At 42.4% G+C, this 24,253-nt stretch carries 17 protein-coding genes and 2 pseudogenes; 12 read left to right on the top strand and 7 right to left on the bottom strand.

Features of this window, described 5'->3' with window-relative positions; translation table 11 throughout:
* Positions 1-21: 21 nt before the first annotated feature.
* The 3 genes and pseudogenes from AC1P5O_RS06440 to AC1P5O_RS06430 all read right to left on the bottom strand — a co-directional run bounded on the left by AC1P5O_RS06440 (position 22) and on the right by AC1P5O_RS06430 (position 2,802).
* Positions 22-732 (bottom strand): alpha/beta hydrolase family protein, encoded by a 711-nt coding sequence (locus AC1P5O_RS06440; protein WP_103800515.1) that lies wholly within the window; start codon positions 730-732, stop codon positions 22-24.
* 65 nt (positions 733-797) lie between these two features.
* Complete coding sequence (gene bioB / locus AC1P5O_RS06435; protein ID WP_004812090.1) at positions 798-1,787, bottom strand: biotin synthase BioB; 990 nt, start codon at positions 1,785-1,787, stop codon at positions 798-800.
* A gap of 147 nt (positions 1,788-1,934) precedes the next feature.
* A pseudogene (locus tag AC1P5O_RS06430) lies at positions 1,935-2,802 on the bottom strand (IS982 family transposase).
* Positions 2,803-3,034: 232 nt separating this feature from the next.
* On the opposite strand from AC1P5O_RS06430, the gene AC1P5O_RS06425 reads away from it, so the two are divergent.
* From AC1P5O_RS06425 to mdh, 11 genes and pseudogenes are all read left to right on the top strand, one after another.
* Positions 3,035-4,495, top strand: a complete 1,461-nt coding sequence (locus tag AC1P5O_RS06425) for a TolC family protein (protein WP_336754715.1) — start codon at positions 3,035-3,037, stop codon at positions 4,493-4,495.
* Between the two features lie 11 nt (positions 4,496-4,506).
* A complete protein-coding gene (locus tag AC1P5O_RS06420) occupies positions 4,507-5,637 on the top strand; it encodes an HlyD family secretion protein (protein WP_103800513.1) in 1,131 nt (376 codons plus the stop codon).
* On the top strand, positions 5,637-6,767 hold the full coding sequence (locus tag AC1P5O_RS06415) for an ABC transporter permease (protein WP_499005897.1): 1,131 nt from the start codon (positions 5,637-5,639) through the stop codon (positions 6,765-6,767). The genes AC1P5O_RS06420 and AC1P5O_RS06415 overlap by 1 nt, the downstream gene beginning before the upstream one ends.
* Complete coding sequence (locus AC1P5O_RS06410) at positions 6,764-7,864, top strand: ABC transporter permease (RefSeq protein WP_336754716.1); 1,101 nt, start codon at positions 6,764-6,766, stop codon at positions 7,862-7,864. The genes AC1P5O_RS06415 and AC1P5O_RS06410 overlap by 4 nt, the downstream gene beginning before the upstream one ends.
* Positions 7,865-7,925: 61 nt before the next feature.
* Positions 7,926-8,378, top strand: a pseudogene (locus AC1P5O_RS06405) (transposase family protein); the annotation flags it as partial.
* Positions 8,379-8,683: 305 nt separating this feature from the next.
* Positions 8,684-10,840, top strand: a complete 2,157-nt coding sequence (locus AC1P5O_RS06400) for a TonB-dependent siderophore receptor (RefSeq protein WP_103800510.1) — start codon at positions 8,684-8,686, stop codon at positions 10,838-10,840.
* 71 nt (positions 10,841-10,911) lie between these two features.
* Positions 10,912-11,523 carry a DUF4198 domain-containing protein gene (locus AC1P5O_RS06395; RefSeq protein ID WP_103800509.1) on the top strand — a complete coding sequence of 204 codons (612 nt, stop codon included), beginning with the start codon at positions 10,912-10,914 and terminating at the stop codon, positions 11,521-11,523.
* Positions 11,524-11,565: 42 nt separating this feature from the next.
* On the top strand, positions 11,566-11,847 hold the full coding sequence (locus AC1P5O_RS06390; RefSeq protein ID WP_044113081.1) for a hypothetical protein: 282 nt from the start codon (positions 11,566-11,568) through the stop codon (positions 11,845-11,847).
* A 3-nt stretch (positions 11,848-11,850) separates the two neighbouring features.
* On the top strand, positions 11,851-13,410 hold the full coding sequence (locus tag AC1P5O_RS06385; RefSeq protein ID WP_103800508.1) for a PepSY-associated TM helix domain-containing protein: 1,560 nt from the start codon (positions 11,851-11,853) through the stop codon (positions 13,408-13,410).
* Positions 13,407-13,679: a hypothetical protein gene (locus AC1P5O_RS06380; protein ID WP_005100766.1), complete on the top strand. Its 273-nt coding sequence runs from the start codon at positions 13,407-13,409 to the stop codon at positions 13,677-13,679. Before AC1P5O_RS06385 ends, AC1P5O_RS06380 begins: the two co-directional genes overlap by 4 nt.
* Positions 13,680-13,934: 255 nt before the next feature.
* Positions 13,935-15,107, top strand: a complete 1,173-nt coding sequence (mdh, locus tag AC1P5O_RS06375) for an iron-dependent methanol dehydrogenase (protein WP_004281959.1) — start codon at positions 13,935-13,937, stop codon at positions 15,105-15,107.
* Between the two features lie 514 nt (positions 15,108-15,621).
* Here the strand turns inward: mdh and AC1P5O_RS06370 are convergent.
* A complete protein-coding gene (locus AC1P5O_RS06370; RefSeq protein ID WP_103800507.1) occupies positions 15,622-16,803 on the bottom strand; it encodes a helix-turn-helix domain-containing protein in 1,182 nt (393 codons plus the stop codon).
* A 201-nt stretch (positions 16,804-17,004) separates the two neighbouring features.
* On the opposite strand from AC1P5O_RS06370, the gene exaC reads away from it, so the two are divergent.
* Complete coding sequence (gene exaC / locus AC1P5O_RS06365; protein WP_103800506.1) at positions 17,005-18,516, top strand: acetaldehyde dehydrogenase ExaC; 1,512 nt, start codon at positions 17,005-17,007, stop codon at positions 18,514-18,516.
* Positions 18,517-18,693: 177 nt separating this feature from the next.
* Here exaC and pnuC read toward each other — a convergent pair whose 3' ends face one another.
* The 3 genes from pnuC to AC1P5O_RS06350 are packed head-to-tail and all read right to left on the bottom strand — an operon-like array spanning position 18,694 to position 22,759.
* Complete coding sequence (gene pnuC, locus AC1P5O_RS06360; protein WP_103800505.1) at positions 18,694-19,263, bottom strand: nicotinamide riboside transporter PnuC; 570 nt, start codon at positions 19,261-19,263, stop codon at positions 18,694-18,696.
* Between the two features lie 28 nt (positions 19,264-19,291).
* Positions 19,292-21,511 (bottom strand): TonB-dependent siderophore receptor, encoded by a 2,220-nt coding sequence (locus tag AC1P5O_RS06355; protein WP_103800504.1) that lies wholly within the window; start codon positions 21,509-21,511, stop codon positions 19,292-19,294.
* A 51-nt stretch (positions 21,512-21,562) separates the two neighbouring features.
* The gene (locus AC1P5O_RS06350) at positions 21,563-22,759 is read right to left on the bottom strand and encodes a phosphotransferase enzyme family protein (RefSeq protein ID WP_103800503.1); all 1,197 of its coding nucleotides are present in this window, start codon (positions 22,757-22,759) and stop codon (positions 21,563-21,565) included.
* Positions 22,760-24,253 lie beyond the last annotated feature (1,494 nt).

The raw sequence follows: 24,253 nt of genomic DNA, 5'->3' as shown, positions 1-24,253 counted from the left end.
GAGCTACCAATCTCTTTTTGCTTAAGCCAGATCGGCTAAAAATTTTAAAATTGGCTCAACGAGTAACTTGGTATCAAAAAGGATGGCATCGTGCGTGCCCTGTATTTTTACCAAATTCAGATTTTGGGTTGTTAAAAACACGGATTCTTGACTAACTTTGTAAGGAACCAACATATCATTCTCGGAAAATATAAATAGCATCTTGACTGAATGATTTTTTAAGATATCCACTAGATTTAATTGCTGCAATAGATAAAGATGCTTAACCTGATAGTTTAAATCAATACTATTTAACTGTTGGTGCAATAATTTTGCACGTTCACGCGCTGCTGCGCCAGCTAAAGTGACCAAGGTACAGAAGCGCTGCATCCCGCGTTTTGGATCAGCCAGTATGGAGGATTTAAATTGTGTATATTGTTCAACTGGCATTGCCTGTGGCCATGCTTCGTTGGCCACGAAACAGGGATTTGACATACAGCAAATCACTGGCTTGGCAATTTTCAATTGTTGCTGGATTTCATTAGCCAGCAAAAGTGCCAACTGTCCACCCAAAGACCATCCCATCAAGACATCAAAAGAACTCGCCTGCCTAACTTTTTCGGCCAAAATACTTTCCACGTTAGGATCAAAAATATCCCATACTTCAACTTGATGCTGCTGCCGTAACTGTTCTACAAACGGGGTTAAGACCGCTGTTCCTAGCCCCCAACCCGTAATCATCAGTATCTTCATTTTGTCTGCTCCAATAAAAAGGGACCAATTCAAGTTGAAATGATCCCTGTTTGTTACACGATTAATTAAGCAGGTTGCATCGCATCTACAGCCAATTCTTTAGCTGTTTTCTTGGCAGCTTCAGCTTTTAAGCCTAATTTAGCAAACAAGGCTTTGTCTTTACCTTCACCACTGTTCGGGGCAGTAAGCAATTTATCACCTGAAAATAATGAGTTAGCTCCAGCCATAAATGCCAGTGCCTGATCAGAGTCAGAGAGAGATTCACGACCTGCCGACAAGCGGATATAACTCTTCGGCATAATAATCCGTGCTACCGCAATAGTACGAATCCAGTCAATCACATCCAGTTTTTCAACATCGGCCAGTGGTGTGCCTTCAATAGGAACCAGCATATTTATGGGCACCGAACCCGGGTGAATCGGCATAGTCGCTAGTTCAAATAACAAACCGACTCGGTCTTGTACGCCTTCGCCCAAGCCGACAATACCGCCACTACAGACATTAATTCCGGCATTACGCACATGATCAAGCGTATTTAAGCGGTCATCAAAGCTACGTGTACTGATGACATTGGCATAATATTCACGTGAGGTATCAAGGTTGTGGTTGTAATAATCTAGCCCTGCATCTTTCAGACGTTCCGCTTGTGAGGCATTCAGCATCCCTAGGGTCATACAGGTTTCCATGCCCAGTTTCTTGACTTCCTGCACCAATTCCAGCACATACGGCATATCGCGTTCATGCGGGTTACGCCATGCTGCGCCCATGCAAAAACGGGTCGAACCGGAAGCTTTGGCCTGTTTGGCTTCAGCAATCGCCTTTTGTACTTCTACGCGTTTTTCAATTTCCAGATCAGTATCATAATGTGCAGATTGCGAACAGTATTTACAATCTTCCGGACAACGGCCCGTTTTAATTGAAAGCAGAGTACTGACCTGAACAGTATTCGGTTCAAAGTTTTGGCGATGAATTTGCTGTGCCTGAAACAGTAAATCCATTAAAGGCAAGTCATAAATTTCTTGTATTTCGGCACGTGACCAATCATTACGGATCATCTTGTCTGCATCATCTAAAATTCCATTGAGTAAATCATACGCTGTTTTTTTTATTTTTCTTTAGCGTTTTCTTTCATATTCATTGCCTGCTTAAAATAGCTTTAGTGTATCAAGCTATTTTGAAAGCTTATTTAACTCGAATCCTGCTTAAGCCGATGATTCCTTAATTTGAATTGTTGGCTTATTTTGATGAGTGAGTTGATATGCACATAGTGAGGCGTAAATTCCACTCAGAAACCCATGAAGACTACGTGCTTTACTCGTCACTAAATTGTATTGCCCCTTCAATAAACTGAATAATGTTTCTATCTTATTGCGTTGTCTTAGGTGATATTCATCTGATGCACAGAGTTGAATAGCCTGCATATTCTTTCGATGATAAGTAATTAAATCAATACCTTGATATTTCAATCTAATTTTAATTCTTGGCTGATGTAACCTCGATACCCGTAAAGTTTTGCTTTTATACCAGCAACCAATTGCTCCACCATTTTTATATCAGCAACATGTCCATTCGATAAAGCAAAACAGGCAATTTCACCAAATTGATTCATCGCAATATGTAATTTACAGCCATAAAACCAGCCCATTGAGCTTCTACCACGTGATGCAATTTGGACTAATGATTTATGATGCTGAATACGTTGATTTTTACAAACTGGCAGAGTTGTTGAATTAATCCATAAATATTGTGTACCTTGGCCTTTCATCAGTGCCACATGTAAAGCGTGTAGAGCTAATTCATGCATATTGATCAGATGAATCATCCTTTGATAGCAAGGCAAGTACTTAAATAAATGGCTTTTATCTTCTTTCAACCAGGTGAAAAAGGCTTTGAAATTATTGAAATGAGAGCATTTGTACCAAATGGCAATAAAGCAGATTTCTGAAATTGTAAGTTGAGCAGTTCTGATTCTTAAGGAACCACGGTTTTGTTTGAGAAATTCCCAATAAGTTGCTTCAAATTTAAGAAAAAATCATCAATTACGCAGAATAATTCGGTACTATTGAACATCAGGACTAGAGTTGTGAGTTTGGTGTGGTAACTCAACTGATGGCTCTAGTCCTCTTATTTTTCAAGTCAATTTCTTATCCGCGATTCGGGTTAATTAAGGATGCATAAGCTTCCTTTTTTATAGACAAATGCACAAGAAACAATACTATAACTTTACACTAGTTCTATCTGCATACCTTTGATTTATACTAGCCGGATAACATTACCGGCTTTAAATCAGTTTAGCGACTTTATGAACTTAAAGAAAAATAAAAGACAGCTTGTCTGGGGTTTAAATCTGCTTGCATCGATGATGTATGGCAGCTTTGCTCATGCACAGAGCATCAGCTTTCAGGACGCTGAACGTCAGTTGTTGCAAAATTCTTATAGCAGCCAAGCCTATCAAAGTCTGGAACAGGCCTCAAAACTTGAAGCTGAAGCAGTGAAAGGTATAGGTCTGCCACGAGTCGACCTGAATGTTCGTGCGTATGCCTTTCATAATGAACTCGATCTGCCTTTGGGTGCATTAAAAAATAATTTAGAGCAATCCTTAACGGATGGTGTAAATAATAGAATTGATGAACTGAACTTAGGGGGTCTGGCTGACCCGCTAAAAAATAGTTTAAGACAACCTATTCAAAATGGAGTTGGCTTAATTCCTGATAGTTCGCATGTCGTGCTGGATGATCAGGTGATTCGCCCGACGGTTTCAGTCATGATGCCGCTTTATACCGGTGGACTGACAAGCAGCGCTAAAGAAATCGCCAATATTCAGGTCGGTCGTAGTCAGCTCAGCAACAAACAGCAGCAAGATACGCAGCGTTTTGAACTGATTCAAAGTTATTTCAATTTGCAGCTTCAAAAGCAACTGCATGCAGCTGCGCTGTTTAACCTGAATGCCATGCAGCAGCATTATCGCAATGCCTTAAAGATGGAACAGCAAGGTTTTATCAGTAAAGGCCAGCGCATGCAGTTTGAAGTGGCACGCAATAATGCCGAGCGCAGCCAGCAAAACACACAAGCCAATTTGAATGCTGCCCTGTTCCAGCTGAATAATCTGCTTCAAGGAAGTAGCATCACCGAACTTTCGACGCCTTTATTTGTCAATAAAACCGAGCCACAGGCCTTAAATCATCTGCTGAAAACTTTTAGTCAAAACTCTGCGTTGATTCAAAAAATGCAGCTGGATACCCAATTGGCTCAAGCCAATGTCAAAGCCCAGCAAGCAGCGAAAAAACCGAATGTTTTTGCTTTTGGCGAATATAGTCTGGATCAAAATGAAAACTGGATTGTCGGAGTTGCCGCACGCTATAACCTGTTTTCCGGGATCGATAAAAACAAAAATATTCAGGCTGCCGAACTCAAACGCTCTGCCACAGAACTGCTCACTGCACGCACCCAGCAGGAAATTGAAAATCTGATTTATAAATCTTATAGCGAAGCACTCAGTGCACAGCAAAGTGATGCACTTCTGGCACAAAACTTGAAAGCCGCACAGGAAAATTTACGCATCCAAGAATTATCCTTTAAAGAAGATATGGGCACCGCCACACAGGTCATCGATGCACAAAATATGCTGAGCGGACTACGAGCTGAAACTGCCTTGAATGCCTACAAATATGTGATGTCACTGGCCACCCTATTACAAAGCCATGGCTCGATTGCAGAATTTCCGAACTACATCCAACATACCAACACCCACTATATTCGCTAATGGAGCCGAACATGAACGAAGATCAAAAACTCAATGATCCTGTGAATGAAGCGGCTTCATCCAGCGATACAGAAAAATCGCCTGCACAACAGGTAGAAACAAAAACTGAAATAGAAAACAACGCGACGACTTCGACCGAGCAACAACAAGCTCCTGAAATCGCTAAAAAGAAAAAATATTTATTGCTCGCCCTAATTCCAGTTCTGCTGGCAGTCATCGCATTTGGATTATGGAAAAGCTACCAACCGGCTCCGCTGGAATTGCAGGGTCGTGTAGAAGCTGAAACAGTTCAGGTGGCGACCAAAGTGCCAAGCCGTATTGAAGAAATTTATGTAGAAGAAGGTCAGCGGGTCAAAAAAGGCGATGTACTGGTGCGCTTAAACAGCCCGGAAATTCAGGCCAAAAAACAGCAAGCCGCAGCGGCTTTACAATCTGCGCTGGCCTTACAATCGACTGCTGAACGTGGCTCGCAAGAAGAAAATATCGCGAGCCTGTATGCCAACTGGCAATCGCTGAAAGCACAGCAAAATTTAGCCAAAGTTTCTTATGAGCGTGGTGCAAATTTATTTAAGGAAGGTGTGATTTCACGCCAGCGCCGTGATGAATTGTATGCAGCCAGTCAATCAGCAGCACAAATGACAGAAGCAGCGTATCAGCAATACGCACGTGCCAAACGTGGCAGCACTTCGCAGCAAAAGAGTTCCGCCGATGCACAGGTAGATATTGCCCAGGCTGCGCTGGATGAAGCCAATGCTTTAGAAGCAGAAACCCAATTAGTAGCACCTGTAAACGGAACGGTGTCTAAAACCTATGGCAAAGTCTCGGAGCTGGTAGCCACCGCAGTCCCTGTGGTCAGCCTGATTGAAGATCAAATGTGGGTGAGCCTGAATATTCGTGAAGACCAATATGCCCCGTTTCAGAAAATGAGCAGTATTGAAGGTTATATTCCCGCCCTAGATAAAACCGCCACTTTTAAAATCAAGCAGATCAGTGCCGAGGGCGAATTTGCCACCATTAAGACCACACGCCAAACCGGCGGTTATGATGTACGAAGTTTTAAGCTGCATCTTGTGCCCGCACCAGCAATTCCTGAACTCAGAGTCGGGATGAGCGTGTTATTTAAACTGAAAGAGACCCGATAATGTGGACGGGTATATGGCGCGAACTGCGCTATCTGCTCCGAGAAAAATGGGATCTGTGTCTGGTCACGCTGGCACCTGCACTGGTGATTATTTTATTCAGCAGCATGTTTGCTCAAGGGAAACCGGATCATTTACCGATTGCGATTATTGATCAAGACCAGAGTGCGCTGAGTCGAAGCATTTATCAGCATGTGGCGCTGAATCATACTCTTAAAATTGCTACGGTGTCGGAACAAACAGCTGAGATTGAGCGCCTGCTAAATCAAAATAAAATTTGGGGTTATATCCATATTCCCAGCGGTGCCGAGCAACGTCTGGTTCGTGCCCGGGATGCTGACATCAGTATTGCCTTTAACCAGAGTTATTTCAGTATCGGAAATACCATCTCCTCTGCCATGCTGGTCAGTACCCTGCAAGCACTGGCTGAATTTGGCGGACAGCAATATCTGGGCAACCGGCTGCCTTCTCTCGAAGCACCGTCGCCGCATATCAAAATATCGCCGCTGTATAATCCACAACTGAATTATGAATTCTATCTGGAACCCTATGTCATTCCGGCAATTCTGCATTTACTGCTATGTTGTTGTGTGGCATTTTCCGTCGGTCAGGAACTGAAGCGACAGACCTTAACAAGCTGGATCAGCAACTCGTCCATCTGGATGGCATTGCTGTCTAAGAACCTGGTCTATGTGGCTATTTTTAGTCTATGGACCTGGATCTGGATGTTCTGGCTGATTGAGATTCGCGGCTGGTTTGTTGCCGGCTCACTCAGCCTGATTCTATTGGCGCAATTTCTGCTGTATAGCGCCTATGCATTTTTAAGCAGTGCAGTGGTTCTGGCGACCAAAGATTTAAGTAAATCTTTCGGCCTCATTGCGGTCTATGGGGGTTCATCGTTGAGCTTTGCCGGTGTGACCCTACCTTTAAATAATGCGCCCCTGTTCACCCAGTTTTGGGCCAATATTATTCCATTTACGCCCTATGCCAAATTACAAACTGAACAATGGGTGATTGGTAGTCCAGTACATATTTCACTGCAAGCTGGATTGATGCTGTTGATCTATGCCCTAGTCTACGCTCTGCTGGCTTATCTATTTCTTAAAAAAATCGCCAAAGGAGCAACACCATGAAATCCCTTTGGTTTTACTATCTACAAAGCTTTAAAGATATCGTCAGTCACGGCACGATCTTTACCACGCTGATTCTATCCGTCTTGTTTTACAGCTTTTTTTATCCGACCGCTTATCAGGCACAGCAGGCTGAAGCCTTACCGATTATTATTGTCGATGAAGAACAAAGTAGCTTAAGTACCCGCATTATTGGTCAGGTGGCACAAAGCCCCAATGTCGAAATTCAGGCGATTACCGGAAATTTTGCCGAAGCCAAACAAGGGGTGGAGTCACAAAAAGCTGATGGCATTTTACTGCTACCGGACAATTTATCGCAAAGCTTAAGGCATGGTGAAACAGGTGGCATTGGCCTGTATTTAAGCACAGCCAACTTTTTAGTGACCAAACAAATTGGTCTGGGCTTAGCCACATCGGTTGAGCAAACGTTGGCAGACTATACTGAACGCTTTGGCGAGGTCTCGGATTTTTCACCCGCTCTTTCTGTGCATCAAATTCCTTTATTTAATCCGCTGTCCGGCTATGGCAGCTATGTCTTTCCTGCGGTTGCACCCTTAATTATCCACCAAACCATTCTTTTAGGTTTGAGTATGCTGATTTTGGTATATCGGGAAAGAAAAATAGAATTAAACGTAAATGCATTGACTGGGATGTGCTTAGCCGTCTTCACCATCGGCTGTCTGGGATGTTTCTATTTATTCGGTTTCAGCTTCTGGCTGTTTGATTATCCGCGCGGTGGCAACCTTCTCGGGATGCTACTGGCTGTTCCAGTTTTTATCTACACGATAATGGGCATGACCTGCCTATTTGCCAGTTTTCTGGATCTGCCGGAACGTGCGGGGCATGTCATTGTATTCACTTCTATTCCGCTGTTCTTTTTATCTGGTGCGGCCTGGCCGCATGCTGCCATGCCCACCTGGATGCAAGTCGTTGGCGAAATCCTGCCCTCTACCCAAATTGTGCAGATGTTTATTCAACTCAATCAAATGGGTGTGACTACAACACTGATCTTGCCTAAACTGCTCTATCTTGGAATGATCGGTAGCTTGTGCTTTTTCCTGGCTTATCGACGTTTAATTTCAAACTGTGGAACTTTCTAGCTAGATGTTTAGTCCCAGATTTTAATGGTGCAACATTCTTAGAGAAATGGAAGGAAGCACTATGGGACAAGTTCTACACAGCAGCGTCACAACGACACAGACAGTGCGTCGAGCAATACAAAATAGTCAAGAGAGCTCAAGAACGCTAGCCAAGCTTTACGGCATCAATCAAAAAACCGTCGCAAAATGGAAGAAACGTACTTCAGTAGATGATCTTACAACCGGCCCAAAGAATCCTCGCTCAAGCGTGTTATCGCCTGAAGATGAGGCGGCAATTGTTGCTTTTCAAAAACGCACTTTGTTGCCGCTAGACGATTGCCTTTATGCATTGCAGCCGAGTATTCCTTATCTGACACGCTCGTCGTTACACCGCTGCTTGCAGCGGCATAGTATTTCATGACTGCCTAAGGTACAAGGTGATCGCCCTGTCAGGAAGCGCTTCAATTGTTACTTTCATATCGACATCGCTGAGATGCAAACAGCACAGGATAAGCTTTATCTCTTCGTGGCTTTATTGCATAAATATTTTTCACGATACTGATTTTTAAGGGTCTTATAAAACTTTAATAAAAAATAAATATAATAAAATCATAGTGTTAGTTATTAGTGTAGCAAAGCCTTTCAGGAGCACAAAGGTAAGGTAATAACATCTTTTTAATAGTGATATTTATTGCTCCCTATCCTTACATTAAAGTTTTATTTGGAAATTTACCTATCATTAACCCATTTTTCATTCATATTTCCTGTTATGTTGAGATTGCTTTAAGAGATATTAAATAATAAAATTAGTGATAATTATTATCATTTACATTAACTAAAATGTCTTCTACCGTTCCTTCATCATTTAAACTATCTTTACTCAGTTTTTCGATTTTAGTTACACAACAAAGTTTTGCCGATGATACTCAGCAATTACCGACGATTACCGTTACAGCGGAATCAGAACAGAGTGAGCTCAGCTCTGAACAGAGTAAAGCCTATATCATCCAAAACTCGTCAACCGCCTCAAAACTGAATATTCCACTTAAGGAAACGCCGCAAACAGTCAATGTCCTTACCCGCCAGCAACTGGATGACTTTGCCTTGGATAATACCCGGGACGTACTGCGCAATACCCCTGGCATTATCGTCAGCAATCAGGAAACGGAACGGACCTCCTACCTTGCCCGAGGTTTCGAGATTTCAAATGTTTTAGTCGATGGCGTTGGTATTCCACTCGAAGGCTATAATTATAATAATGATAATCCAGACAGTTTTTTGTTTGACCGTGTAGAAGTGGTCAAAGGCGCGAATGCCTTAAATAATGGAATTGGCGATCCCGGCGCAACTATTAATATGATTCGCAAACGCCCGACATCCGACCTTCAAACAGCCTTTAATGCCAGTTATGGCTCATGGAATACGCAGCGCTATGAAGTAGATGTATCCTCTCCTCTCACCCAAGATGGAAAAGTCAGAGGTCGTGTATTTGGCTATCAACAAACAGGCGACAGTTATCTGGATCGTTATGAACTGGAAAAAAACGGCATAGGTGCTGTTGTGGAGGCAGATATTACTGGCACAACTCTATTGACTGCTGGCTATACTGAAACCAATCACAAGCCGAATGGTGTCAATTGGGGTTCTAATCCACTGATCAATACTGAAGGTGAGCAGCTCAGTTACTCACGGAATTATAATTACAGTCCAAGCTGGGCCCACTGGGATAGCAATATTAAAAGTTACTTTGCCGAGCTTGAACAAAAACTGGGTGGCGACTGGACAGCCAAACTGACCTATGATGAAAAACGTACACAACGCGATTCAAAGCTCTTGTTTCTGTCCGGCAAACCTGGCGCAAATGGCACTTCAGGCATCTTCCTCTACCCAGGCATGTATATTGATGACAATAAAGAACAACAAGCCAGCCTGAGTTTTAGCGGCACCTATCCGCTTTGGGGACAACGCCATGAAGCCTCATTGGGCTATGTCTGGGCCAAAAATCGTCTGGATGAATTGGGTTATGCTGGCAGCTTTGTCAATCCGCTGACCACAGATTTAGCCAGCTTTACACCCGAAGAACCAAGCTGGGATATGTCGAAAACCAGTGGTGAAATGCATATCCGGCAGAAGAACCAGAGCCTTTATGCTGCGACCCGACTGCATCTGAATGATGATCTGAAACTGCTTTTAGGTGCGAACTACGTTCAGGCTGAAAGCAGTGGCAGTAGTTATGGAAAAGATACTGTTTATGATGAAGATAAAGTTTTACCCTATGCCGGTCTGACCTATAACTTTAGCCCTGAATATACAGGCTATCTGAGTTATACCTCGATTTTCCGTCCGCAAACCACCAAAGCAGATGAAGTCAGCATTAACAAACCGATCGAAGGTGAAAGCTATGAAGTCGGAGTAAAAGGTTCTTGGCTAGATGACAAGCTTACCGCAACTATGGCCGTGTTCAGAACGGAGCAAAGTAATTATCCGCTTCGTGATTCTGATGGTATTCCGACTTTACGCACAACTCAGGTCAGTGACCTGCGTTCCCAAGGCTACGAGTTTGGCTTGGCGGGACAACTGACCGACCATTTTAACTTAAGCTTTGGTTATACCCAGTTTAGCCTGAAAGATCTGATCAATGGCGGTGATGCGCGTACCTTCAATCCAACCCAGTCTTTTAATCTTTTAACTACCTATCAGGTGCCACAACTTCCAAAACTGAAACTGGGCCTTGGTGTGCAGTGGCAGGATCAAACCTATCTGGATGTGCCTGAAGCAACCACCAATGGAGTGATTACCCAGAAAGCTGGAGTCATTGAACAGGATGCCTATGCGCTCGTGAACTTAATGGCCAGCTATGAGTTGAATAAGCATATGACCTTGCAAGCCAATAGTAATAACCTGACCAATGAAAAATACCTATTCAATTTCCCCAATCAGCAAGGTTTTTATGGTGCACCAGCGAATTACAGCGTTGCCGTGAAATTTAAATACTGATTTTCAAGCTTAGCCTTAATGACATGTTCAGGGCTAAATCATCACTACATACACAAAAATAGGTAAAACAAATGAAAAAAATGATCGCTTTGACCCTTGGACTGTCTATGACACTTTCAGCTCAGGCGCATATGCTTTGGCTAGAACGTGGCACAAATCAGCAGACTCATGCGTTCTTTGGTGAATATAGTGAACAGCTCAAAGAAACTCAGCAAGGTGCCCTCAAGTCTTTCAATCAGGCAAAGGCCGTTCAGGCCAAAAAAACATTTAGTCCTCAAATGCAACAGGATCATTTGCTCTATGCAACCCAAGGCCAGACCGATGTCCAGCTCACTCATGAATTGATCTATGGAGAATCATTGCTGAGCTATCATGCCAAATCCGGCAGAAAAAACTTGAAAGCAGAGTCAGAACTGGATATTGTCCCGACCCAGATCAACAGCAATACATTTACGGTACTGTATCAGGGTAAAGCTGCTGCGGATGTTGAAGTCACAGTCTTTTCCCCGCAATTCTGGCTAAAAAAATACACCACCAACGGCCAAGGCCAGATTACGATCGCCACGCCATGGAAAGGTCAATATGTCATTGAAGTTGGCAAAGAAGCAGACAAGGCCGGAAAATTGAATCAGCAGGCCTATAAAAAACAGTATCTGGTGACGACTTTAAGTTTTGTTTATTAAGTTTTTAGATTTTCATCAGTATAGATTTATTCAAGGCCAAATATGATGTCTGTTGTAGTGCAGCCACTCGCCATTTTCTATCGCTTAGGCATGAGCTTTGGGATGGGCTACTTGTGCAGTTATTTGATCGCATTCGATCTGGCTTACTTTCTACAGGCTTTTCTGCCCAAAGCAGAATCCGTCTATTTGGCCGCCGTTATTGCCCTGATTTTTTATGTCTGTTTTGTGATTGGCATCTTCTGTATCCAGAGTTTAAAAAAGCTTTCGGTCTATAGCCTGCTTCCTTTCCTTAGCTTATTTACCATCTCCCGCTTCATAGGTTAAACCATGCATAAATCTGTCCGTCAATCCATGGCATGGCTACATTCATGGTTAGGTTTAAGTTTTGGCTGGCTGCTCTTCGCGATCTTTTCAACAGGCGCGGTCACCTATTACCGGCATGAAATCAGTATATGGATGCAGCCTGAATTTGCCTCAATACAAGTCAATCAGGAAACTGCCTTAAAATCTGCTTACAGCTATTTACAGCAGCATGCACCGAACGCCCAAAACTGGTATATCGGAGTCGCCAATCAAGATTCACCTGTGAATAAAGTCTACTGGCAAAAAGCGGATGGTGGCTATGAAGTCAAAACCCTGGATGCTTCGACAGGAAAAGAATTAAACCTCTCGGCCACCCAAGGGGGAGATTTTTTCTATAATTTTCATTTTCAGCTCTATGGTATGCCCTACACCATTGGTCGGCTGATTGTGACGATTGCTGCCTTTATCATGTTATTGACTCTGATTTCAGGAATCATTACCCATAAAAAAATCCTGACAGATTTTTTTACCTTAAGAGCATTTAAGGGGCAGCGCTCCTATCTGGATTTTCATAATGTCAGTTCAGTGATTGCCCTGCCGTTCTTTTTGACCATGACATTTACCGGGCTGGCGATTTTCTTTTATATCGTGCTGCCTTCCGGTATGAAAAAGCTTTATCCAGACAATCCCTTTCAATATTTTGAAGAAATTCGCACAATCAATACATCAGCCACCCCCTCAGTTCCTGTGAAAACCCAGATGCTGCCAATTCAACATTTTATCACCACGGCACAGCAACACTGGGGATATGCGGAATTTGACAATATCACGGTCAAGCAGCCGAATACCCAGCTGGCAAAAATAACTTTGACGCAACTCAAAGATGAGTCCATTACCCGCAATCAGACACAGCTTATTTTAAATGCTGCAACCGGAAGATTGCTTGAAAATACACGAAATGAAAGTGCAATTGCCACACTCAATGCCGGCATATATGGCTTGCATATGGCACGTTTTGCCGAACCTATTTTACGTTTAGGGTTATTTTTCTCTGGCATTTTAGGCTGCGCAATGATTGCGTCCGGACTGCTGCTGTGGAGTCTGAAACGCCAGATGCAGAAAAAATCAGCGCGCTTCCATCTCGGACATTATTTGGTGAACCGCTTAAATATCACCATGATAATTGGCTTGCCACTTTCCATGCTGGGTTATCTCTATGCGAATCGTTTTATCAGTATTCCTGCAGGTGCACCAAATTATGAGATTTATAGTTTTTTCAGTATCTGGCTTGGCAGTTTTATCCTGGCATGTGTAACCCCACAGCAGCATATATGGAGAATGCAGCTTAAACTTCTGATTTGTGCTGCCTTTATACTTCCCCTGATTGATATTTATTATTTAGTTTCCCAGCAATATATTGCTTCTTTTGCGACTTATTGGCCTTTTTTGCGTATTGAGCTAATGTTATGGACCTTGGCCCTTTTTGCCCTATTTTTACACCAAAAAATTACGCCCATTCAGCAAAAAGCGGTCAATAAAATTCAGGCTAAATTAAAAATCACTCAACAGGAATCATCAATATGATATGGATTGCAGTGATCGGTCTGCTTTGGCTGAGCTGTTTTGGTTTTTATGTGGTAAGTGAAAAGCAGATCCTAAAAACCCGAAAATCTCATTACGCTTTTTTAGCGGATTTTCCTACGTACACTAAATTCGCTGCAGGTATTTTCTTATTCGTCGCGATGTTTTTATTACGTACCCAGTTTAGCTCCAGTATTAGCTTTGTGTCTCTATGGGTATTTCTAAGCCCTGTACTGTTTATCTTTATCTTAAAAATGAATAAAGCATTTTAGTATTTATTTAAAATCAGAAAGTAGCAAACAGCCTAGTGTGCTATTCACACGCCCTTTATTAAACCAATCTACCCAGTATCTGCTAAACCTTGCCAATCTGCTTTTAAATACCTCAAATGCATTATTTTGGCTAGAATCAAAAATTTAAATTGGTAGGTATTTGGTAGGTAGGATTCTTTTTAACTTCATTCAATACTCATATTACGGTGAGGGTCACCGATAAAATAATCAATGAATGGTAGAAGGAATAACACCATGGCTTTTAAAAATATTTCAGATCAAACTAACGGTTTTTATATTCCCTGTGTTTCACTTTTTGGTCCGGGCTGTGCTAAAGAAATCGGGATCAAAGCACAAAATTTAGGCGCCAAGAAAGCACTGATTGTAACTGATGCTGGCCTGTTTAAATTTGGTGTTGCAGATGATATTGCAGATTATTTGAAAGAGGCAGGTGTTGACAGTTATATTTTCCCAGGTGCGGAACCCAATCCAACTGATATTAACGTGCATCATGGAGTTGAAGCTTATAATGAAAATGCCTGTGATTTTATTGTATCGTTAGGTGGGGGCTCATCACATGACTGTGCCAAAGGCATCGGTCTGGTCACTGCAGGTGGCGGACATATCCGTGATTATGAAGGGATTGATAAAAGTACCGTTCCGATGACACCACTGATTGCAATCAATACCACGGCAGGGACGGCTTCGGAGATGACACGTTTCTGTATCATTACCAATACCGATACCCATGTGAAAATGGCGATTGTAGATTGGCGTTGCACACCACTCATTGCAATTGATGACCCTAAACTGATGTTGGCCAAACCTGCCGGCCTGACTGCGGCAACAGGGATGGATGCTCTGACACATGCGGTTGAGGCCTATGTATCTACGGCTGCTAATCCCATCACTGATGCCTGCGCAGAAAAGGCGATCACCATGATCAGTGAATGGCTCAGTCCCGCAGTGGCGAATGGGGATAATCTAGAAGCACGGGATGCCATGAGCTATGCTCAATATCTTGCCGGAATGGCCTTTAATAACGCCTCTTTAGGATATGTGCATGCGATGGCACATCAGCTCGGAGGCTTCTACAACTTGCCGCATGGTGTTTGTAATGCAATTCTGCTCCCCCATGTTTGTGAATTTAACCTGATTGCTTGTCCTGAACGTTATGCCAAAATTGCCCAATTGATGGGGGTGAATACAGAAGGCTTAACCGTAACTGAAGCAGCTTATGAAGCGATTGGCGCCATTCGTCAGCTTTCGGCTTCAATTGGTATTCCATCTGGGCTGACGGAATTGAATGTAAAAGAAGCTGACTTGGCCATCATGGCGGAAAATGCACAAAAAGATGCCTGCATGCTGACCAATCCACGTAAAGCCAGCCATGCCCAAGTGGTAGATATTTTTAAAGCGGCGATGTAGTGCCTCAATGTAAGTCTTCTCTCCAAGCATCTGACTTACATTTTTAACAGCCCCTGTTTCACTTCCTGAGGAAGTGTGCCAAGAGCAGACATGCATTTTCCTGTTCCTGGCTGATCCTTTTGCCTTCATAAGAGGATAAAAGCGGGGGGTGTTTCTTTTTTATGAAGTCCCCTTCATTATGAATATCGACATTAATCCCATGGTAGAAAAATGCCACGATTTTTTTAGCCCGTTCCAGCCAGAAAAAATTTCCCGTCGTATGATCTTAATATCATATTTAATCTCTGAGGAATAAACTGCGCGTCCTTCAAATGACATGAAGGTAAGCGTAGCTGATTTTAATGAAGAGCATCCCATCAAGCAGCTAGGCAAACTGGGTAGCCACTGATAAAAATTTTAGGATCAGGTTCAGTCTAAATTAATAAGCAAACCCACAGTAAGCAAGGATAATACTTAATATTCCAGAATTTTCCTATTTTAACTGTTTAGCTTTGTACCGATAGTTACATCAGCTTTAAAGATTTTTATATTTTAACAGAGTCTGATGAACGGGATGGTTTTTGGGCATCAGTTCAATCAGGCGTTCTACAGCATCAATCGCTTCAGGAAAATGTGCCACATGTTTCAGCAAGACATCGGTTTCATTAGCCTTGAAAATGGCATCGCTCAGGCGTGATTCCAGACAATCTCTCCAGGCACATAGAAATGGACTTTCTGTTTTGGCCAGAAATACGCCGATACATAACTTCAAGGCTGAATCGATATACCCAGCATCTAAAGATTGCTCTGTCATTAAAAAATCAGCCTCTACATGCGCCAATAAACGATAGGGTCTGGAACCCAGCATACCACCTAATACATCGCGTAACTGTGACATTTCTGCTTTTAAAGTCCCCATACTGACCTTGCGCTCGCCATATAAGGCTTGATGCAATGTATCTAGACTCAGACCCTGCGGACATAAGGCTAGAATGGTCAGAATTTCAATCTGTCGAGGAGTCAGAACCAGCATCTTGCCATTAAACAGCACTTGAGGTACTGAAAAAGCTCGAATAAACAGGCGCTGCTTCTGGCATTCTAGTAGAGCCGACTGGATGATCGTAGCACAGCGCTCCGCAGCTAGTAGTGCTAAACTGTTATGCTTTGGCCAGGTAGTCGACAGATCAATGACACCTAAGACCTGTTTTGAATAGGGATCAATAATCGGGGCAGCGTAACAAACCCAATCATGAATGGAGGACATGTAATGTTCACTGGAAAAGACACAGCTGGATTGTTGAGTTTTTAAGGATAATGCCAATGCATTGGTTCCGACTAGCTCTTCGCGCCATTGCCCACCTTCAATAAAATGTACACTTTCTGCGGCACTTTGCATTTGTGGGCTAGAAGCTGCCCAAATGATGGTGCTGCCGATATCTCCGACCGCCAGCACCATAGAAGATTGCTCGGCAATATGTTTTAAATCCTGAGCACAATGTTGCAGGGCTTGGGCTAAAGTTGAGGAAGAAGTGGTCTTTTTTAAATCCGTCAGCGGTGCTGCTAAACGATTCTTCGGGATTTCAGCCGAGGATGAACGTTGCCAGGAGCTGGCAATACTCTGTCCCAGCTGTTCTGCATGTAAGGGAGACAAACTGCTGTTTTGCCGAAGCTGATCAGTATTGTGCCTTTTTTCCATCAAATCTTGTTTTGTCATCATTCCTTATTCTCACAACAATTCATGATTTACATCCGCTGTAATCGTTATTTTTTTAAAATGGATGAAAATATCGTGAACATGCTAGCTCCAACCTTTTTCCAACCTTATACCAGTTATATTAATCAAATAAGGTGCAGAAGTACCTTATACCAAAGCTGTAGAAGCGGTTTTGCCATACGAAAATAAGCAAAGGAAATAAATATGCGTTACGTCGATCCTAATCAACCTGATTCAAAAGTTCATTTTAAAGCACAATACGAGAATTTTATTGGCGGCGAATGGGTCGCTCCGGTCAAAGGTGAATACTTTGACAACATCTCTCCGGTAGATGGCAAAGTCTTTACCAAGGTTCCGCGTTCTTCTGTAGAAGACATTGAATTGGCCCTGGATGCAGCGCACAAAGCCAAAGAACAATGGAACAGAGCATCGCCGACCACCCGCTCCAATATTCTGTTGAAAATTGCCGATCGTCTGGAACAAAATCTGGAACTGCTGGCAGTGGCAGAAACCTGGGATAACGGCAAACCGATCCGTGAAACGCTGGCTGCCGATATTCCGCTGGCTATTGACCATTTCCGTTATTTTGCCGGCTGTATTCGTGCGCAGGAAGGCGGCATTTCCGAAATTGATGAAGATACGATTGCTTATCATTTTCATGAGCCGTTGGGCGTCGTGGGTCAGATTATCCCGTGGAACTTTCCGATTCTGATGGCTGCCTGGAAACTGGCACCTGCCCTGGCTGCGGGCAACTGCATTGTGTTGAAACCTGCAGAACAGACTCCGGTCAGCATTCTGGTGCTGGCTGAACTGATTCAGGATATTTTGCCACCGGGTGTCCTGAATATCGTCAATGGTTATGGGGTTGAAGTCGGTCGCCCGCTAGCCACCAACCCACGCATTGCCAAGATTGCCTTTACCGGTTCTACCGCCGTCGGTCAGATGATCATGCAATATGCCACCGAAAATATTATTCCGGTGACGCTGGAACTGGGGGGTAAATCACCGAATCTGTTCTTTGCCGACATCATGGATCAGGAAGACGATTATCTGGACAAAGCGCTGGAAGGTTTTGCCATGTTTGCCCTGAACCAGGGTGAAATCTGCACCTGTCCATCGCGTGCGCTGATCCAGGAAAGTATTGCTGACGAATTTCTGGCGCGTGCCGTTGAACGGGTGAAACGGATTAAAACCGGGCATCCGCTGGATACTGACACCATGATTGGCGCGCAAGCCTCACAGGAACAGCAGGACAAGATTCTGGGCTGTATTGCCACTGGTCGTGAAGAAGGCGCACAGATCCTGACTGGTGGTGAAGCACGTCAGGAAGTGGGTCAAGGTTTCTATATTGAGCCGACTATCTTTAAAGGCACCAATGACATGAAGACCTTCCAGGATGAAATCTTCGGGCCTGTATTGGCTGTGACCACCTTTAAAGACTTTGATGATGCGATCAAGATCGCCAACGATACGATTTACGGACTCGGTGCCGGGGTCTGGTCACGCTCAGCGCATACTTCCTACCGTGCTGGCCGTGCCATTCAGGCCGGTCGGGTCTGGACCAACTGTTATCACATCTACCCTGCGCATGCGGCTTTCGGTGGCTATAAAAAATCCGGCATTGGTCGTGAGAATCACAGAATGATGCTGGATCATTATCAACAAACCAAAAATCTGTTAGTGAGCTATTCGACCAAACCAGCCGGGTTCTTTTAAGAAGTGAAATACATTCAAAGCGAACTTCGGTTCGCTTTGAATGTATGGTAGCTAGCTTTCACAAAATATCAGCAACATTTTCAAGCTGCGGCCAATTCAAATAAAGTTTTTAGTCTATAAACACTTTTTTTAAAGGAAAGAGCATCACCTCAAATTTCTATTTGCAATAGTGTCATTTCAAGATAATTTCACTCTATAAAGATTTCGCCACATTCTCCAGCCATTCAGTGCAAGAAGAATAAAGAGAAAATAGAGTACGGCTGTTAAATACAATGATTTATGGGTGTACATACCGACATAAATCACATCTAGAACACACCACAAGCCCCAGCTTTCAATATATTTTTTTGCCGCCCAATAACTTGCCACCAAGCTAAAAGAGGCTAACATGGAGTCCAACCAAGGTAGTGACGCTGCGGTGAAATGAGCAAATAAGGCACCAATCACCAGACCAGCGACAATACCCACAATCAGGCTATATACCCAGATTTTTTTATTCAAATAGCCAATCTGTACAGTCAGATCCTGGTCTTGATCTTTCTTCGACCAGCTATACCAGCCATAGAGTTGCATCAAGATAAATACGGCTTGTAATGCTGCGTCTGCAAATAAATTGACACGATAAAAAATAATGATATACAGAAATACAGCGACAATATTCACTACCCAGCAGGCTTTATATTGTTTAGACGTCAACCAGACACCTAAAACATTTAAAATGAACGCTGCAATTTCTATATTTTCCATAGCAATATAACCTGATTAAGCAGCCAATTTAGAAGTTCAGATTGAATGACAAGGTTGCTGTACGCGGCGAACCCAAGAATAAATAATCGTCACCCAAAAATTCACCTGCATCACGCCAGTATTTCTTGTTGAACAGATTATTAATATTCAAGCGTAGCAATGCATCGGTCGTATTTAGCTTAAATTGATAAGCAGCGCCTAAATCAACCACACTATAACCTGCGACTTTCGCAGCACCCTCTTTGTTAGCATATTTGCTGGAACTGTATTGACCACCTGCCAGAACAGTGAAACCTGCAATGCTCGGTACGTTATAGCGAAGATGTGTTGCGAAACGAACTTTTGGCACGTTTTGCGCCTGATGATTGCCATATTCAACCGCTTCTACATTTTCTAAACGGGCTTTAGTCAAGGCTAAAGATGAAGTTAAGGCCAGATGATCGGTTAATGCACCATTCAGTCCGAGCTCCAGACCCTGACTATGTTGTTCGCCTTCCGCAACAAAATAGCGAAGTCCTGAAATCGGCTTGCTATATTGGTTGTCTTGGTGTAAATCAAATAGCGAGGCAGTCAATAAAAACTGCTTGATCTGTTGTTTTAGGCCAATTTCATATTGCTCTGAATAGATCGGCGCTAGAGTTTCAGCAGCATTCTCTGCAAACCAAGGCGCTGTCTTTCCATCTGACAAACCTTTGGCATAAGAGGCATACAGAGTTGTTGACTCTACCGGGCTATAACTCACTGCAAACTGTGGTAAAAATTTGCCTAAATCCGTATCACGAACTTTTATTACCTGCTTACCCTCTGCATCATAAGCATGTGCTTGTTCATCAAGCTCGATCCATTTTCCACCAATCAAAGTAGACCATTTCTCATTCCACTCAATACGATCTAAAACCGTAAAAGCAGTCTGTTCACTATCTAAAGCTTTAAAATAGGGACCGACATCACCTAATTGTTGTTCTACTTGTAGTGGATCCTCATAAATATTACCTGCAATATCTATGTCCTCTGGGTTCTCGTATAAATGTGTATATATGTTTCTATTTAATCCAGGATATCGATCACGAGATTTATTGGTTTGCGTAATATCAAAATTTAGATAATGTTGTGCCCAGTTGGTATCAATCACCCCATCCAATTTGACTTTAAATTGATTGGTCTTAAAGGTGTCATCTGGGTTGCGATAATCATAAATATCATAATTGCCATTAGCATCAAAGGTGTTGCCTAAGCCATTATATTCACATACCGTGGCATAGCATCCCCAAGCAAATGTTGAATAATCATCAACCTTGGATTTACTGTGCGCTGCAACAAGTCCCAAGTTCCAGTCATCATTCAAGGCATAACTATATTTTAAACCAGTATTCAGACTATCGATCGTGACCGGTTTACCCCAAGTCTGGTAACCAAGCAATCGATCCCATTTCACATTTTCTGGGACTTTGCCATCCAGTAATTGATAGCCTGGCACTGATTTTTGTTCGGAACGCTGTGCTTCAAGATCAAATTCCAATTTAGATTGCTCAGATGTTTTCCAGTCTAAGGCCAATGCCGCTAAATAGCGCTCACCATCCACGTGATCGACATAAGACTCAATCTGCTCATTCACCAGATTGATGCGATATCCGAATTGCTGCTCATCACCCAAAAAACCACCGAGATCAGTTGCCACTGAAAACTGGCCGTGTTGATCGGCAGAGAATGTCAGGGCCTGGATATCTTTCGGTCGCTTGGTGACATAATTGACCACACCACCCGGGGTCGACATACCACTTTGAATCGCGGAAATGCCTTTTAAAATTTCCACACGTTCTTTGTTTTCAAGTGCAACGTTTTGTTCACCACGAATCACATTGCCATTAATGAGGTAGCTTGATGCCAAATCGAGTTCAAAGCCACGCGAGACAAAGTTTGGATAATAGCCAATTGCAGCATAGCCATCACCGATGGCTGCATCATTTTTTACCACATCGCTCAGCACGCGAGCATGTTGTTCAGCAATGAGATCGGCAGTCACGATAGAGACCGATGCAGGTATTTTTTGCAGACTGTCCGTAGCAAATCCCTCGACATTCACTTTGGCACTCGAGTAAGGGATGCTTTGATCGGCTGTAATGACAATCGTGTCAAGCTGTTGAACATCGTCTTCAGCATAAGTCAGCGGGGCTAAACAAAGCTGCGACAGAATGATCATATTTAAAGATCGGGTTAATACATTCTGTTTGAGTTGACGATTGTTCATACGAAACCTTATGTATTTGAAGTGGGTGATGATGCCGGGTTTAGAGAGCAACTAAGAAGAGTGCAATTCGTGTTGAATGAGCCGGGTTAAAGTCTGGGTAAATTGTTGGCCTTGTTCGCCAAAGAACCAGTCCACATGACCGATAATCCAGTCGTAATAAGCCGCATCTGCATGGTTGAGGTTGTGGGTAATGCCCACAAAATACTCCAGCTCTGAAAAAGCGAAATCCAGATGCACGATTTTCAGCAGTTCTGGCAAAATACTAAAATCTTCTTGTGGATGTACTTTGGAAAAATAAGCATGTAGAAAGGCAGTTAAACCGGCCTCATCAATCTGAATATGTGAGTTCTGCTCTAATTCCAACCAATCAATAAAATTACGTTCAATCGTCACAGCCAGATCATAAATTGCTGAGTTTCGGTCAGATAAACCAAAATCAATTACGGCAGTAATTTCAGCTTTGGCATCCGGCGCTGACCAAAATAGATTAGAAGCGTGTAAATCGTTATGGGTCCAAATTCTGCTTGCCTGTTGCAATACAGGCTGAATACGCTGGTGAACCTGTAAGATTTGATCTAAAAAGTAAGGGTCTAAATTTTTGTCGGCAAAGTAACGGCTTAATTCTGGACTGTTTGCAATGCGCCGTTGAATGGCTGTAACGATATTTTCACTGTCTAAAAGCTGCTGATTGGACACTAAATAAGATGCTGATCGGCCTTGCTGCTCAGGAAAATCCTGCATGGCCATATGTAAGCTTGCCAGCAATTGCCCCGCTTTCGCCGCATGTTCAGCATAGAAAAAAGGTTTCCAAGATTGCTGATCTGCATACAGATCTAAGCCGGCTGCTTTTGCATAGACTTCATAGGTCCAGTCACCTAGCTCTAAAGCGGTCAGACCTTGATTTGATCTAATCAATGCTGCAACAGGAATTTCCTTGCAGGCTAAATGTTGAAGAACGGCATGCTCCTGTAAAATATCGCGGGCACGACGAAAGGAACAATGGCTGCGCTTAATCAAATACTGATGCGCGACTGCTTCATCCCTGCTCACAAAATCCTGCTCCACCTTGACCAGCGCCGCAGATGAAAATGGCCGAGGACTACACCACAAAATCTCAAAATGACCTTGTAAACAGGAATAGTGCTGCTGCAGGCTTTGTAATTCTGGATCAGAAATATGTGCCCAGTCTTTATTTTCCCAGGCATTGCCCATACCATGACCTAAATCATCGGTAACTATGGTCATCATCAATATTCCTGAGTCAGATCATCATGTGGTAATGGAAAATCATCGTTTAGGCGAACATGCAAACAGTATTTTTAAATACATTTAATATTTAAAGTACGTCCTAAAATTAAGTGGTACATACCAGTATTAAATTGGAGGCAAGTTTAGCCTTATAAATATAAAAATAAAATAGATCTCTCGCATAAATCAAAAAATGATCTTCTTTTGGGTTAATATTCGAACTACAGATTTCTTAGCATTCGCGCATAATCTATGGATGAAATATATCGATTCAAACAAGCTTTCTGATCCTCAGTTCAAGCGATAACATAGTTTTAAAATGCACCGTAATTCATTTTCATGACTTCACTAAGTAGCTCTTTAAATCCATGTTCATCAGCAGAAAATTCTACCAGTGATTCATTGTTCAGATCAGTAACACATGCCATGGTCGAAATGACCTGTACACTATGAGCGTTGAATTCGCCCAGGTATATTTTGTTGAATTACGTTTTTTTTATTAAGATATTTAAGGGAAAATTCTCACGGAAAAAATGTTTTTTATCACTGAACCATATACAAGTAGCTAAATTATCCTGCAATTTTTCAACCATCATTGGATGACTACCGTAAACTAGGTAAACAATATCACCAATATAGATATTATTCATCTTTAGTCAGCCAAGCATAAGATCAAAATTCTGAAACTTCTGATAAATAAATTAATGCCATCAATTGAGGACTTTTTTTAAACTGAGAAAGCGTTTATAAAGTCCAATTAAGTCCTTGTCCCATTTCATAAATAATGAGTATTAATGCAATTACCATTAGTGAAATCACAATGGCTTCGACCACCTTAGTGAGCATCTTAAATTCTCCACCTTTCATCTTTTATATAATAAACAAAGTGAACAATAAATAACAATAAGGTTACAAAAAAATTACTGGATGTTACAAAGACAGACTGGTAAAGAAAAATCTCTCAGAGGAGGTGCTAATTCTTTTCAAACTTAACCTTATGTACTAGGCGATGTCCTGTATAAGACTCATGACCTACTGCGATCATATCAACACCACCTTCTTCTTCTAAACTTAATAAGAAAGTATGGAAACCCTGCATGTCATTTAACTCAATATTATTGCTGATCTATTTCATCGTACCTGGTTTCATATTGTTTATGTCTTCTTGGATTTTATTATAGGGGGATTACCGCAGTTGACCATTGCTATGCTCTTTTTATAATTTGCCATTAAATTATCTTCCCTATAAAAGATTTTCAAGAAAATCGGTCTGTATTTGGCCAGTCAACGCTACAAAAAAACTCATCCGATAAGTATTCTTACATAAACCCGAGGTTCTATAACTTGGATCCTGAATATCTTACATAAGAGGTGGTCCCACTTGTTTGAACAACTAAAAGCTTATTTATAAGTGATATTCTGCTCTAGTTAAGCTACCTTATTTTGTTGTGGTAGCTGGTCATAGTAAAACTCATCTGGAGTCATTTTGTCCAG

This window comes from Prolinoborus fasciculus (assembly GCF_056724605.1).
This window is presented reverse-complemented; position numbering and strand designations above follow the sequence as displayed.